Below are 14709 nucleotides of genomic sequence, written 5' to 3'. Positions count from 1 at the left end.
CGCAACAGCACCTCGAACCGGGACGCCCCGCATGGAATCGGACAGGGATTCGTACAGTGTTCGGCCGCGCCCGCTACCATGCGCGGCCATGAATGACGACCTGCGCAATATCGTCCTCGGTGTGATCGCGGCCGGGCTCAGTGCCTCGGTGGGCTGGTTCTTCCGGACGTACCTGTGGAAGCGGAAGCTCCGCCGCAAGCAAACCTTCTTCGGGCTGCCGGAGAACTCCGAGTCCCTGCTGGTGGTCAACCGCGATCCGTCCAGCGCGGACCTGGCGGTCCACCGCTTCGACGTGTTCGCGCTGCTGGAGCTCTCGGCACTGATCAAGGACTGCGGATCACACGCGCAGATAATCACCCAGGACGCGGCTCAGCAGGGTTTCGGCGAGCGCACCGAGTTCTGCGTGGGCGGACCCATATCCAATCGCCGGATGGCCGCGCACATCTCGGCGATGCTGCCCGGCATCAGCTTCAACATGGACCCCGAGCCGGGTCCCCACCGGGCCGCCTTCCAGATCGGCGACGAGCAGCACCGCCTCGACCCCGGCATCACCGAACACGTCATCCTGGCCCGGCTCACCACCGGCCAGCCGGACCAGGCCCGGCCCGTCTTCCTCTTCTGCGGTCAGCGCGCCATCACCAACCAGGCCGCCACCCGCTATCTCGCCCGCAACCACGAGCGCCTGCACCGCAAGTACGGCACCGGCACCTTCGTGCTCCTGCTGAAGGTCGTCAACTCCCAGGCGTACGGCGCCGACGTGGTCGAACTCGTCGCGGACGTCACCCGCGCGGCCCAGACACCGGCTCCGGCACCGTCGACCCCGGCCCAGATCTCGCACCGCGCCTCCTAGCCGACCTCCACTCCCCCTTCGCCGTCACCCCTTCACCACCGCCCCTTCACCACCACCCCCTTGACCGCCGAACGTTACCGTCACGTAACTTACCGAGGAGTTACTTCCGGTAAGGGCGGCCGGTTACCGTCGGGTCACTTTGCACTTACACGAGTGAGGAGCGACCCGTGGGACACCCGCACGGCACCACATCGCGTACGACCAGGGCGCTGCGGACGAGCGCCGTCGGCGCCGTCTCGGCCACCCTGGTCGCCGGCACGGCCCTGGGCCTCGCCCCCGCCGCCCAGGCGGCCTCCGGTTCCACCGCCGCCCCGACCGTCCGCTTCGTCGACATCAAGGGCGACGGCGGCACGGTCCTCAAGGCCAATGTCGTCGCCCCCGCCGACGCCTCGCGCGCGTACCCGCTCCTGGTGCTGCCCACGAGCTGGGGCCTCCCCCAGATCGAGTATCTGGCCCAGGCGCGAAAACTCGCCGACGCCGGCTATGTCGTCGTCAGTTACAACGTCCGGGGCTTCTGGGAGTCCGGCGGATACATAGAGGTAGCGGGGCCACCCGACACCGCCGACGCCTCCAAGGTGATCGACTGGGCCCTCGCCAACACCCCGGCCGACGCCGAGCACATCGGCATGGCGGGGCTGTCGTACGGCGCCGGCATCAGCCTGCTCACCGCCGCGCACGACAAGCGCGTCAAGGCGGTCGCCGCGCTCAGCGGCTGGGCGGACCTGATCGACTCGATCTACGGCGGACGCACCCCGCACCTCCAGGCGGCGGCCCTGCTGGACGGCGCCGGACGGATCACCGGCCGCCAGGGCCCCGAACTCCAGCAGATCTTCGCGGACTTCTACGCCTCGAACCTGGCGAAGGAGGGAGACATGATCACCTGGGGAAAGAAACGTTCCCCCGAGACCTATCTCGACCAGCTCAACACCAACGGCCCGGCGGTCATGCTCGCCAACGCCTGGGGCGACTCGATCTTCCCGCCCAACCAGTACGCCGACTTCTACGAGAAGCTCACCGGCCCCAAACGGCTGGAACTGCGCCCCGGCGACCACGCCACCACGGAGGCCACCGGACTGTTCGGGCTGCCCAACGACGTGTGGACGGACACCCGGCGCTGGTTCGACCACTATCTGAAGGGCACGGAGAACGGCATCGACAGCGAACCGCCCGTCCGGCTCAAGTCCCGTACGGGCGGCGCCTTCGAGGGCTATCCGGACTGGAAGTCCGTCACCGCGACCCACCGGAAGATCGCCCTGACGAGCGGCACCACGATCCGCGCGAACGTCGACTCGGGCGCGAACGGCGGCGTCGTCTTCCTCTCCAGCATCCTGGACCAGGTGGCCCAACTCCCGCCCATGGCCTCGATCCCGCTGCTGCCGCGCCGCTGGGCGGCCGTGTGGCAGTCGGAGAAGTACCCGCGGACACAGGCCGTGCGCGGGACGGCCAGGCTGCACACCACGGTCACCGCGACCAAGGAGAGCGGCACCCTCGTCGCCTATCTGTACGACGTGGGCCCGCTCGGCCTCGGCAAGCTGGTCAGCCACGCGCCGTACACCTTCCACGGCGAGACGCCCGGCCGACCGTTCGGCGTGGACCTGGAGTTGCTCTCCACGGCCTACGACGTTCCGGCGGGCCACCGTCTCACCCTGGTCGTCGACACGGTCGACCCGCTCTACATCGAGCACAACCCGACCGGCGCGCAGCTGACCTTCTCCTCGCCGCCGAACGACCCGTCGTACGTGTCGATCCCGCTGCGCGAGCAGTGATCTCCGGCTGCCGCCGGGCGGGCCTGGCCCCTGGCTACTGCGCGCCCGGCAGCAGCGTCCCTTTTTCTCGGCCGGGGTGGCGTCCACGGCCTCGCTCACCCCAAGTGGATGAACCGCTCATCGTAGTCGAGGCCCGCGCCCGGTCCAGTGGCGGTGGTCAGTGCTTGAGGATCTTGGAGAGGAAATCCTTGGCACGATCGCTCTCCGGGTCCGTGAAGAACGCGTCCGGAGCGCGGTCCTCGACGATCCTGCCGTCCGCCATGAAGACGACCCGGTTGGCGGCCGAGCGGGCGAAACCCATCTCATGGGTGACGACGACCATGGTCATGCCCTCGCGCGCCAACTGCTGCATGACGTCGAGGACTTCACTGATCATCTCGGGGTCGAGGGCCGAGGTCGGCTCGTCGAACAGCATGACCTTGGGGTCCATGGCGAGGGCGCGGGCGATGGCCACCCGCTGCTGCTGACCGCCGGAGAGCTGCGCCGGGTACTTCGGCGCCTGGTCGGCGAGACCGACCCGGTGGAGGAGTTCGCGGGAGCGTCGGTCGGCGTCCTCCTTCTTCCGTTTGCGGACCTTGATCTGACCGAGCGACACATTCTGCAGGACCGTCTTGTGCGCGAAGAGGTTGAAGGACTGGAAGACCATGCCGACGTCCGCGCGGAGCGCCGCGAGGGCCTTGCCCTCGTCCGGCAGCGGCTGCCCGTCGAGCAGGATCGTGCCGGAGCGGATGGGTTCCAGCCGGTTGATCGCCCGGCACAGCGTGGACTTCCCCGACCCCGACGGGCCGATGACCACGACCACCTCCCCCTTGCCGACGGTGAGATCGATGTCCTGGAGGACATGCAGCTCACCGAAGTACTTGTTCACTTCGTGCATCTCGATCAGCGGTTCGACCGCCATGCCCTGCCCGCCCTAGGCCGTTTCCTGCCGTGCCGTTCTACTGCCGCGCCGTTTCACAGGTGCCGCAAACTATCCGGACGAAAGGCGCCTCAATACGCGACACGCGTTTCCCGGGAATAGCCGTATTGTCAGGAGGCCGTCACTGCTCCGCGAGTTCGGCGTACCGCTGGGAGAGTTCCGGGGCGCCACTGGCGGCCCACTCCCGGCCCGCCTCGACCACGTCGATCTCCCGGCCGGACGCCAGCCGCACCACGGGCTGGCCGTTGGGCCAGATCTCCCAGCGGGCGCCCGGGACGGTCCGTACGACGACCGTGCCCAGATAGAGCCCGGCGTCGTTCCCGAGCCAGGCCACGGTCTCCTCGTCGTCGCGCCAGCGGGGGACGAGCTGGTCCAGTGCCTCCAACGAGGCGGCGGAGTCGTCGAGTCGGACACCGGCCTGGGCGGCCTGCGCGCGCAGCAGTTCACATTCGGAGAGGAGTTCGGCGAGTCCCTCGTGACCGTCGTCGTCACCGTCGCCGCCGGTGAACGCCCCGACCCCGAACACGGGGTCACGCCTCTTGCGCCAGTTGCCCAGGAAAGAGATGTTCATGCGCTCAGCGTGTCATCCACCTCTCCCTTCGCACCACAGGCGCGCGGGGACCGGTTGTTCGCCGGGAGTTCGCCCGTGGTTCGCGCACACCTCATTGACGGGTCCCTGACGTCTCTTTAGTTTCGTGGCGCATCTGTCGTCTCATCGTTGTACCGATGTCGCATCCGCCATGATCGTCGCGGTCATGGTCAGCAGCGAACGGGAGGGGTCGCGCGTGCGCCGACGCGTCTGGGGAACGGCCGTCGTACTGGCACTGTCGGCGGCGGGAGCACCCGTCGCCACCGCCCGTGCCGCCGAGGACGGGCGGGCCGAACCGGCGCCGCTGGAACGCCTCTTCGACAACCGGGCGGTCAGCGACGACGCCCGGCCCACCGAGGCGGACTTCGACGGCTCCGGCGGTTCCCTGTCCGCCGCCGATCTCACGGCCGCCGGATGGACACCGGGGCGCACGCTGACCGTGCAGGGCGCGCGACTGACCTGGCCGCGCCGCACGGCGGGCGAGCCCGACAACGTCCGCGCCGCCGGCCAGTCCGTCCGCGTACGGGGCCGTGGCGACGCCCTCGCCTTCCTGGTCGCCGCCACGGGCGGCACGGACGCGACCGGCAGCGGCACGGTCCGCTACGCGAACGGCGCCCGTTCCGCGTACCGCCTCACCGCCCCCGACTGGCGCACCGGCCCGCTCGCCACCAAGGCCGTCGCCCTCCCCCACATCAACACCCCCGGCGGTCAACTCGCCGAGAAGTCACGGCTGTACGTCGTCACCGTGCCGGTCGCGCGGGGCCGCGAGGTCGCCTCGGTGACCCTGCCGCGCGACCCATCCCTGCATGTGTTCGCACTGTCGGTGCGCCCCGAGTCGCGCGGCTGGACCGGCGGTTGGGCCGCCTCCCCCTCCGGCTACACGGCCGTCGGCCCCTGGACCGACCGGACGCTGCGGCTCGTCGTCCACACCTCGGCGGGCGGTCCCCGGGTGCGGATCCGGCTCGACAACACCTTCGCGTCGGCGCCGGTGCGGGTGGGCGGCGCGACGGTGGCGGCGCAGGCGGCGGGCGCGAGCGCCCGGAGCACACCGGTGCCGCTGGCGTTCGGGGGCGCGGCGGGCACCGAGATCCCGGCGGGCGCCCAGGCGTTCAGCGACCCGCTGGGCTTCGAGGTGCCCCCGGACACCAACCTCCTGGTGAGCTTCCATCTGCCGGGCACGGTGACGGCCGCGCCCGTGCACCGGCTCGCCCAGCAGACCTCGTACGTCAGCGAGCCCGGCGACCACGCGAGCGACGGCTCGGCGGCGGCGTACACCTCCACGATCACCACCTGGCCGCTGCTGACCGGTGTGGACGTGGGCGGCGGGCCGGGCTCCGTCGTGCTCCTCGGGGACTCGATCACCGACGGGGAGCGGACGACCGTCGACGCGAACCGGCGGTGGCCGGATCTGCTGGCCCGACGGCTGCTGGACCAGGACCGGGTCCCGCGCCACGGCGTCCTCAACCAGGGGATCTCGGCGAACCGGGTGGTCACCGACCGCTATCCCGGCGACGGCGTCTCCACCGACACGGGCGGGGTCAGCGCCCTGCACCGCCTCGACCGGGACGTCCTCGCCCAGACCTCCGCCCGTACCGTCGTCGTCTTCCAGGGCGTCAACGACGTCCGCTGGGGCGCCACGGCGGACGAGGTGATCGCGGGGCTGCGGGAGATCGCGGCCCGGGGGCACGAGCGGGGCCTGCGCATGCTCGTGGCGACCGTCGCCCCCTGCGAGGGCGAGGCCCGCTGCACGGCCACCGCCGACGCCCACCGGGTCGCGGTCAACGACTGGATCCGGGGCAACGAGGAGTACGAGGCCGTCCTCGACTTCGACGAGGTGCTGCGCGACCCCGACCGCCCGGCCCGGCTGCTGCCCGCGTACGACAGCGGGGACCATCTGCACCCGAACGAGGCGGGGCTGGCGGCGCTGGCCGAGTCGGTGGACCTGAAGCTCCTCTGAGACCCCGGGATCGGGCGGGATCAGGGGGAGCTACACCTCCAGGTCCACCACGACCGGCGCGTGGTCCGACGCGCCCTTGCCCTTGCGCTCCTCGCGGTCCACGTACGAGTCGGTCACCGCCTTGGCGAACGCCTCGTTGCCGTAGACGAGGTCGATGCGCATGCCACGGTTCTTCGGGAAGGCGAGCTGGCGGTAGTCCCAGTAGGTGTAGGGGTGGTCGTACTTGAGGGGGCGGGGGACGACGTCGGAGAGGCCGGCCTCGCGCAGGGCGGCGAGGGCGGCGCGCTCGGCGGGGGTGACATGGGTGAGGCCCTCGAAGGCGGCGACGTCGAACACGTCGTCGTCCGTCGGCGCCACGTTGTAGTCGCCCAGGACGGCGAAGGGGCGGTCGCCGGACGCGTCACCGGCGACGGCCGCCTTCAGGGCCTCGAACCACTGGAGCTTGTACGCGTAGTGCGGGTGGTCGACCTCGCGGCCGTTGGGCACGTACACCGACCAGACGCGGACCGGGCCGCAGGTGGCGGAGATCGCGCGGGGCTCCACGGCGCCGTCGTAGCCGGGATCGCCGGGCAGGCCCTTGACCACGTCCTCCAGACCGACGCGGGAGATCACCGCCACGCCGTTCCACCGGCCCGTCGCGTGCACGGCCGCCTCGTAGCCCGCCTCGCGCAGGGCGTCGAGCGGGAAGGCGTCCTCGGCGATCTTGGCCTCCTGGAGGCAGAGCACGTCCGTGCCGCTGCTCTCCAGCCAGGCCAGGAGCCTCGGGAGGCGGGCGGTGATCGAGTTCACGTTCCAGGTCGCGATGCGCATGCCTCACAACCTACCGGGCGGGTACGACAACGCCGTCCGGCCCGGTCGCCGGTCAGAGGTCGGCCGAGGTGCCGGGGGCCAGCCGCAGATGCTCCGCGCCGCCCAGGGCGCCGATCTGGCGGTCGTAGATGGGGCGGGCGAGGTCGGTGAGGAGGGCGTCGTGGATGTCGTACGCGCGCTGCGGCCCGACCTCGCGGACATAGTCGATGACCTCGGAGATCTTGCTCCAGGGGGCCATGACGGGGAGCATCAGCGTCTCCACGGGGTGGCCGGGGACGGTGAGGGCGTCGCCGGGGTGGAAGACCCGGCCGCCGTCGACGAGATAACCGACGTTGGTGATGCGCGGGATGTCCGGGTGGATGACGGCGTGCAGTTCGCCGTGGACCTGCACGTCGAACCCGGCGGCGGTGAACGTGTCGCCGTGGCCGACGGTGTGCACCCGGCCCGGGAAGGCGGCGGAGATCTTCTCGGCGACGGCCGCCAGAGTCCAGATCTCGGCGGCCGGGTTGCCCTCCAGGGCCGCGCGCAGCCGTCCCTCGTCGAAGTGGTCGGCGTGCTCGTGGGTGACCAGCACGGCGTCCGCGCCGAGCGCGGCGTCCTCCTCGCTGAACCCGCCCGGGTCGATGACGAGCGTGCGCCCGTCCTTCTCCAGACGGACGCAGGCGTGCGACTTCTTCGTGAGCTTGATGGTCATGGATCCATCCTGCCCCCGGTGACCGGCCTGCGGCTCACTCCTCGGGGGTGGTCTCCTCGCGGATGACCTGCTGGGCCACCCGGAACGCGCTGTTCGCGGCCGGGACCCCGCAGTAGACGGCGGCCTGGAGGAGGACTTCCTTGATCTCGTTCGGGGTGAGGCCGTTGCGGAGGGCGGCCCGGGTGTGGAAGGCGAGTTCGTCCTGGTGACCGCCGGCGACCAGCGCGGTGAGCGTGACGCAGCTGCGGGAGCGGCGGTCGAGGCCGGGCCGGTTCCAGATCTCGCCCCAGGCGTAGCGGGTGATGAACTCCTGGAAGTCGCCGGAGAACTCGTCCGCCGAGGCCAGCGCCCGGTCGACGTGCGCGTCACCTAGCACCTCGCGTCGGACCTTCAGCCCGGCGTCGTACGGGTCCGGTCTGCCCAGCGCCTCGGGCTGGGCGGCGGCCGGGGCGATCTCGGCCACCGGTCCGGTCTGCGGCGGCACGGCGGCCAGCGCCGGCTTGACCGGGGCCGCCGGGATGGCGACCTGGCCGGTGGTGGAGTCGTAGGCGGGCTGCCAGGCGGTGGAGAAGTGGCGGACGAGGAGGTCGGTGACGGCGGCGGGCTGCTCGACCGGCACGAGATGCGAGGCGCCCGGGACGACGGCGAGCCGGGCGTCCGGGATGCCCGCGACCAGCGTACGGGCCTCCGCGGGGCCGGTGACCTGGTCGTCCGAGCCGACGAGGACGAGCGTGGGGACCCCGATACGGCCCAGCTCGGCGCGCACGTCGAAGGAGGCGAGTGCCTCGCAGGCGGCGATGTAGCAGCCGGGGTCGGTGGTGCGGACCATCTGCACGGCCCACTCGGTGATCGCGGGCTGCGCCGCCGCGAACCCGCCGGTGAACCAGCGGTCCGGGGACGTACGGGCGATCGGGTCGAGGCCGTTGGTCCGTACGATCACCCCGCGCTGACGGAACTCGTCGGCCGTCCCGAAGCGGGGCGAGGCCGCGATCAGCGCGAGCGAGGCGAGACGTTCGGGATGACGCAGCGCGAGCTCGGCACCGATGGCACCACCGAGCGCGCATCCCGCGTACCCGAACCGCTGCACACCGACGGCGTCGAGCGTGGCCAGCAGCCGCGCCGCCAACTCGGTGACCGACCCACCGGGGTACGCGGGCGCGCCACCGTGGCCCGGCAGATCGAAGCGGAAGATCCGCCACTGTTTGGTCAGTTCTGGGATCTGGCGGTCCCACATGTGCCATGTCGTACCGAGCGAAGGGCCCAGGATCAGGACTGGCGCCTCTTCCGGCCCGTCAAAGCGGTATTGCAGGATGCTGCTGGGCGTACTCTCACTCACCCGGCTCACACTTCCACATCTCACGATTTCCCACGCGCTTGGGGCGGAACTCCGTGCAGTCCGTCCCCTGTTGTGGCAGCCTCGCGAAGATCCTTGGCAGCGGCCTTCACATACCGGCGGCCGACGCCCCCGTCGTCTTCGCGGTGTGCCGGGTGCGGCCATGTGACCAGCGGCATTTTGACCATGTCTATGGCGCTGTGGCTAATCTGTGCGTGCTGCGGAGCTTCTGTCCGGGTCGACGGCACGTGTGCGTGGTCCGTGTTCGGCGCTGTGTACGAGACGGGAGGTGAGAGCGGGAGTGACCAGCTTGATCTCGGAGGCGGGCAACCTGCCGGTGGCCCTGACCAGCTTCGTGGGCAGGCGGCGTGACCTCGCCGACGTCCGTCGTCTGCTGGGCACGACGCGGTTGCTGACGCTCGTCGGCATGGGCGGGGTGGGCAAGACGCGGCTGGCGCTGGAGGTGGCCGCCGCGTCCAGGAAGGCGTTCCCGGACGGGGTGTGGCTGGTCGATCTCGCTCCGGTGCGGGATCCCTCGACCGTGGCCGACGCGACCGCGGTCGCCCTGGGCGTGCCGGACCGGAGTGCCCGGTCCACCGTCGACCAGCTCACGAGACATCTGTCCGGGCGCCGGACCCTGATCGTGCTGGACAACTGCGAACATCTGATCCACGCCTGCGCCGAGCTGGCGGACACCCTGCTGTCCGCCGCCGCCGGGTTGCGCATCCTGGCCACGAGCCGCCAGTCCCTGGGCATCGTGGGCGAGCACACCCTTGTCGTACCGCCCCTGTCGGTACCCGACGAGGCGATCGAACTGCTGCGGGACCGGGCCGCCGCCGTACGGCCGGAGCTGCGGATCACGGAGGCGAACCGGGCCGGGGCGTTCCGGCTCTGCACGGATCTGGAAGGGCTGCCCCTGGCGATCGAGCTGGCGGCGTCCCGGCTGCGGACGCTGACCGTCGATCAGACGATCGACCGGCTGGAGGACCGTTTCGCGCTGCTCACCGGGGGCAGCAGGACCGCGCTCCCCCGGCAGCGCACCCTGCGGGCGATGATCGACTGGAGTTACGAGCTGTGCTCCCCCGCCGAACGGCTGCTGTGGAACCGGCTGTCGGTGTTCTCGGGCGGTTTCTGCCTGGACGGGGCCGAGGACGTCTGCTCGGGGGACGGCATCGACCGGCACGAGGTGCTGGACCTGCTGGACGGGCTGGTCGCCCAGTCCGTGGTCCTGCCCACCGAGGAAGAGGGGCTGCCGCGCTACCGGCTGCTGGAGACCATCCGCCAGTACGGCAGAGCGCGGCTCGCGGAGTCCGCCGAGGAACAGCGGGTGCTCCGCCGGCACCGCGGCTTCTGCCTCCACCTCGCCGGCCTGTCCGCCTGGGGGCCCCGCCAGGAACAGGCAAGGGTCCGGTTGCGCGCCGAGCACAGCAATCTGCTCGCGGCACTGGATCACGGAGGTGATCCACAGGGTGAACTGGCTCTGGCGGCGGCCCTGCGTTTCCACTGGTGCGTCGGCGGTTTCCTCGGCGAAGGGCGACGGCGGCTCGACCAGGCGCTCACGGCCGCGCCGGAGCCCACCGCCGCCCGCGCCTGGGCACTGTGGGTCGCCGCCTGGGTGGCCCTGCTCCAGGGCGACCACGAGACGGCCGACCGACGGCTGGCCGAGGCCGACGAGCTGAGCCGGCAACTGGACGACCCCGCGATACGCACCCTGGTGATGGGCCTGCGCGGCACCTCGGCGCTGTTCCAGGGCCGGCCGGAAGAGGCGGTGTCCCTGTGCGAGCGCGCGGTCGCACAGGACAGCGGGGCGGCCGCGGGAGCCGGGGGAACCAGGGGTGTCGCGGGACCCGGGGCGCCCGGAGGAGTCGCGAGCCCCGGGGGACGCGGTGGCGGCACAGGGCCCGGAGGACCCGGAGCAGTCGCGGGACCCGGAGGACCCGATGGGGCCGGGGGAGCCGGTGAGGCCGGTGGGGCCGGGGGAGCCGGGGCGGTCTTCAGCCTGTTTCAGCTGACCGTCGCGCGGGCCTACCTCGAAGACCCCCGTGCGCGGGAGACGGGCCTGCGGGCGGTCGCTCTGGCGGAGGCCCGCGGTGAACGCGAGGGCCTCGCCCACGCGCTGGGTGCCCTGGGCCTCGCCTCCTGGGTGTGCGGCGATCCGGAGGAGGGCACGGCACGGTTCCGGGCCGGGCTCACGATCTATCTGAGCTTCGGTGACCACCTCGGCGTGGCCCTGATGCTGGAGGCGCTCGCCTGGGTCGCGGCCTCCCGGGGCGACCATCGGCGGGCGGGACGTCTGCTGGGCACCGCACGGGCCATGTGGCGGCACATCGGCACCACCCTCTCCGTCTTCGGCCCCCACAAGGTCGCGTACCACACGCGCTGCGAACAGGCCGTCCTCGAAGCCCTGGGCCCGGCCGCGTTCGAGAGGGCCCTCGCCGACGGCGAACGCCACGACAGCCTCGCCCAGGCCGCCGCCTACGCCCTGGCCGACGACGCCGACACGGGCACCGGCACCGGCACGCGCGCCGACACCGGGTCACCCGTGACGGGAGCCGCCGCCGGCCCCTTGACCCGCCGCGAGCGGGAAGTGGCCGCGATGGTGGCCCAGGGCATGACCAACCGGCAGATCGCCGCCGCGCTCGTGCTCTCCCCCCGCACGGTCGGCGGGCATGTGCGGAACATCCTCGCCAAGCTCGGCCACGGGCGGCGCGCCCAGATCGCGACCTGGTGGGCGGCGAATCAGGTACCCGACCCGTCCGAATGACGCATGCGCCGGGGCCACCCCCTCGGTCACCCTTCACCCCGTGACGGCGCACCACGGCGTCACCCCACGAACGGGTGGCACCGGCCTGCCACAGCCACGAGCCCGCCGGGCTGTCGGCCGCAGGCCCCCTCACCGGTGCGGACACACCCTCCCTCTCGTATCACCGCGTACTCACACCAGCGCCCCTGTTCAGCCAGGAGAACCCATGTTCAAGCGACCCTCAGCGCACCCGAGTGAACGAGCGAGACCCCGCAGGACCCGGAAGATCGGAAAGGGCAGAGCCCCGCTCGCGGCGACCCTCGTGGTGGCCGTCGTGATGACACTGCTCCAGACCCTGCTGTCGGCCGGACCGGCCCAGGCGGCCAACGTCACCGACTGCCCGGGAGGCAGCAGCTCGGGGGGCGGGAACTCGACCTGCCCGGTCCTGATCAACTCGGGCCTGCTCAATCAGCGGGCGTTCCCGAGGACCGTGTACCGCGGAGACTCCCGCACGCCGTTCGCGATCTTCCAGACCGGCTTCCGTTCCCGCGGCCCCAACGACAACGTCGTGCAGCACGTCCAGGGCGACCGGGCCGGAAACAGCAACTACATCTCGACGACGGGCACGCTGTCCGTGGCCGTTCCGTTCGCACGGAGCCAGGGCCTGCGCAACCTGGAGGCCTCGGCGAGGATCCCGGTCTGCACGACCACCCTGCGCTATGCGTTCCTCCGCGGCCAGACGCTCCAGCGAACCTGCCAGAACAGCGGGACGGTGACCGCGGACACGTACATCTACCTGATCGACACCGCCATGGCGAGAAACGCGGTGTACATCCCCGACCAGATCCGAGGGAACTCGTCCCTGTACAACCACTACGCCTCCCAGGACGAGTGGGCCTACGTCAACCGCATCCGGCCCGAGGCGATCATCGGCGCCAACGTCTACCGCATGACGGCGCGGCACACCAACGGGCTGATCGACACACGGTCCATCACGTTCAGGTACGACCGCTTCGTGGGGAACAACCGGCACGCGGAAGCGCTGGCGGCCGGGACGAGCACCTACCGGCCGAACAACGACCCGGGCTCCAACTTCACCTCCACCTCGAGCCTGAACATCCCCCCGCTCGCGGCGAACCTGTGGACCCGGTCCTGCCTGCCGTCCAACCGGTGCAGGCGGTGACCATGCCCCTCCACGAGGACTCCGGCCGCCATCGGCCGGGGCAACCGGCGCCACGACGACGGGCGCACCCCGGGGAAGCCCGCTCGGAGCTCCCCACCGGCACATATCGACACCGTGAGACGTCTCACTCCGACATGAAGGACAGCACATGCGGCACTTGCTGAGACACGACGACTCAGGGCTGAGGGTTGCGACGGGCGCCCCGCTCCGACGCCGGCTCCGGGCCGGCCTGTTCGCCTCGCTCTCCCTCGCGCTGGTCGCCGGCGCCGGAGCGCTGACGACCGCCACCCAGGCGCAGGCCGAGGACACCGACGGTCTGGTTCTGCGCTACAAGCTGGACGAATGGTCCGGCACGGTCGCGCAGGACTCCTCGGGCCACAACCACGACGGCCAGGTCAACGGCACCGTCGACTGGGACGGCGCGGGCCTGTCGTTCAACGGCTCCAACACCTACGTCAAAGTGCCCAACAACATCATGGCCGGGCTCAACTCGATCACCGTCTCGTTCGAGGTGCTGATCGACCAGGACATGGGCACGCCCTACATGTTCTACGGGCTCGGCAACACGAGCGGCAGCAACGGCAACGGCTACCTGTTCACCACCGGCAACGGCCTGCGTACCTCGCTGTCGTTGACCGACTACACCGCCAAGCAGGACATCAAGCCCGCGGACTCCTCCTACCAGCTGGCCCGCGGCACCTGGAAGCAGGTGACGTACACCCAGACCGGCCAGACGGGCATCCTGTACGAGGACGGTGTGGAGAAGGCCCGCAAGACCAACGTCACCATCACGCCGGGCGCGATCGGCGGCGGGACCACCACCGCGAACTACATCGGCCGGTCGCTCTACGCCAACGACAAGTACTTCAAGGGCCGGATGCGGGACTTCCGCATCTACGACAGGGCACTCTCCGCGTCCCAGGTCGCGGAGAGATCGACCCAGCGCGCCCGGGACTGGGAGCAGACCCAGGCCCTGGCCAGCCACAACGGCGGGATCTCCGCGTTCGAGGACCCCGACATCGGCCCGGTCATCATCTTCCCCAAGGACCACACCGGCGACATCGACAACCTGGAACACCCGCCGGGCTGGACCGACTCCAACGGTCAGACACCGACCAGCTGGGTCACCCCCACCACCGCGAAGAGTCTGAGGTTCACCTACGACGACGTCATCGACGCGGAGCAGGAGGTCTACAAGGCGATACAGCCCGAGGGCGACCCGACGTACGCCGTGAACGTCCACTTCGACGGGATGACGGACCGGATGCTGGTCGAGACGCAGGCCCCGGCCTCGGTCACCGACCCGCTGGCCGCCACGTACGGCGAGAGAATGCTGATCACCCGGATCACGGACATGGCGACGCCGGCGCCCGCGTGCACCGTGCCGGAGGGCCCGCTGACCTCGGGACTGCTGTCGGACTCCCTGACCCAGGTGCAGGTGCTGGCCGCGCAGAACTGCGCGCTGGCGTACTTCGAGGACCCCGAGGTCGGGGCCGTCATCATCTTCCCGAAGGACTACACCGGCGACATCGACGACCTGCAGAGGCCGACCGACTGGAAGGACCAGGCCGGGGAGGCGCCGTCGAGCTGGCCCACCCCCCTCACGGCGAAGAGTCCCACGTTCACCGCCGAGGACGTCCGGGAGATCACCACGGCCGCCTACCAGCGGATCGCGCCCGACGGCTCCACGACCTACAAGGTCTCGGCCGTCTATGACGGGATGACCGACCGGATCGTGGTGAACACCGACGCCCCGGCATCCGTCACCGATCCGCTGCTGAGCGAGTACCCCGACCGGATCACCGTCGCGGCCCCCCTGCCCTGACGGAAGATCCGAACCGCACCAGGGAGGGGCCCGGACCGTC

Annotated in this window: 11 protein-coding genes; 6 read left to right on the top strand and 5 right to left on the bottom strand. The window is 71.0% G+C overall.

Going from position 1 to position 14709, the window contains the following annotated elements:
* Positions 1–88: 88 nt before the first annotated feature.
* Both F9278_RS39245 and F9278_RS39240 read left to right on the top strand, forming a co-directional pair.
* Positions 89–850: a hypothetical protein gene (locus F9278_RS39245; RefSeq protein WP_152172543.1), complete on the top strand. Its 762-nt coding sequence runs from the start codon at positions 89–91 to the stop codon at positions 848–850.
* 167 nt (positions 851–1017) lie between these two features.
* Positions 1018–2616: an alpha/beta fold hydrolase gene (locus F9278_RS39240; protein ID WP_152172542.1), complete on the top strand. Its 1599-nt coding sequence runs from the start codon at positions 1018–1020 to the stop codon at positions 2614–2616.
* Positions 2617–2773: 157 nt separating this feature from the next.
* On the opposite strand, the gene F9278_RS39235 is transcribed toward F9278_RS39240, so the two are convergent.
* A complete protein-coding gene (locus F9278_RS39235; protein WP_152172541.1) occupies positions 2774–3517 on the bottom strand; it encodes an amino acid ABC transporter ATP-binding protein in 744 nt (247 codons plus the stop codon).
* Between the two features lie 139 nt (positions 3518–3656).
* Positions 3657–4106, bottom strand: coding sequence for a DUF6278 family protein (locus tag F9278_RS39230; protein ID WP_152172540.1), 450 nt, complete (start codon positions 4104–4106; stop codon positions 3657–3659).
* A 184-nt stretch (positions 4107–4290) separates the two neighbouring features.
* Here F9278_RS39230 and F9278_RS39225 point away from each other — a divergent pair, with 184 nt between their 5' ends.
* Positions 4291–6081 carry an SGNH/GDSL hydrolase family protein gene (locus F9278_RS39225; RefSeq protein WP_152172539.1) on the top strand — a complete coding sequence of 597 codons (1791 nt, stop codon included), beginning with the start codon at positions 4291–4293 and terminating at the stop codon, positions 6079–6081.
* Between the two features lie 30 nt (positions 6082–6111).
* Here F9278_RS39225 and F9278_RS39220 read toward each other — a convergent pair whose 3' ends face one another.
* Genes F9278_RS39220 through pcaDC form a run of 3 tightly spaced genes read right to left on the bottom strand, consistent with a single transcriptional unit; the run spans position 6112 to position 8921 of the window.
* Positions 6112–6891 (bottom strand): exodeoxyribonuclease III, encoded by a 780-nt coding sequence (locus tag F9278_RS39220; RefSeq protein WP_152172538.1) that lies wholly within the window; start codon positions 6889–6891, stop codon positions 6112–6114.
* A gap of 52 nt (positions 6892–6943) precedes the next feature.
* Complete coding sequence (locus tag F9278_RS39215; protein ID WP_152174396.1) at positions 6944–7579, bottom strand: MBL fold metallo-hydrolase; 636 nt, start codon at positions 7577–7579, stop codon at positions 6944–6946.
* Between the two features lie 40 nt (positions 7580–7619).
* Positions 7620–8921, bottom strand: coding sequence for a bifunctional 3-oxoadipate enol-lactonase/4-carboxymuconolactone decarboxylase PcaDC (pcaDC, locus tag F9278_RS39210; protein ID WP_152172537.1), 1302 nt, complete (start codon positions 8919–8921; stop codon positions 7620–7622).
* Positions 8922–9219: 298 nt separating this feature from the next.
* Here pcaDC and F9278_RS39205 point away from each other — a divergent pair, with 298 nt between their 5' ends.
* From F9278_RS39205 to F9278_RS39195, 3 genes are all read left to right on the top strand, one after another.
* A complete protein-coding gene (locus F9278_RS39205; RefSeq protein WP_193241838.1) occupies positions 9220–11682 on the top strand; it encodes a helix-turn-helix transcriptional regulator in 2463 nt (820 codons plus the stop codon).
* Between the two features lie 316 nt (positions 11683–11998).
* On the top strand, positions 11999–12844 hold the full coding sequence (locus F9278_RS39200) for a hypothetical protein (protein WP_193241837.1): 846 nt from the start codon (positions 11999–12001) through the stop codon (positions 12842–12844).
* A gap of 148 nt (positions 12845–12992) precedes the next feature.
* Positions 12993–14669 carry a LamG domain-containing protein gene (locus F9278_RS39195; protein WP_152172535.1) on the top strand — a complete coding sequence of 559 codons (1677 nt, stop codon included), beginning with the start codon at positions 12993–12995 and terminating at the stop codon, positions 14667–14669.
* Positions 14670–14709: the final 40 nt, after the last annotated feature.

The organism is Streptomyces phaeolivaceus (assembly GCF_009184865.1).
Taxonomy (GTDB): Bacteria; Actinomycetota; Actinomycetes; order Streptomycetales; family Streptomycetaceae; genus Streptomyces; species Streptomyces phaeolivaceus.
This window is presented reverse-complemented; position numbering and strand designations above follow the sequence as displayed.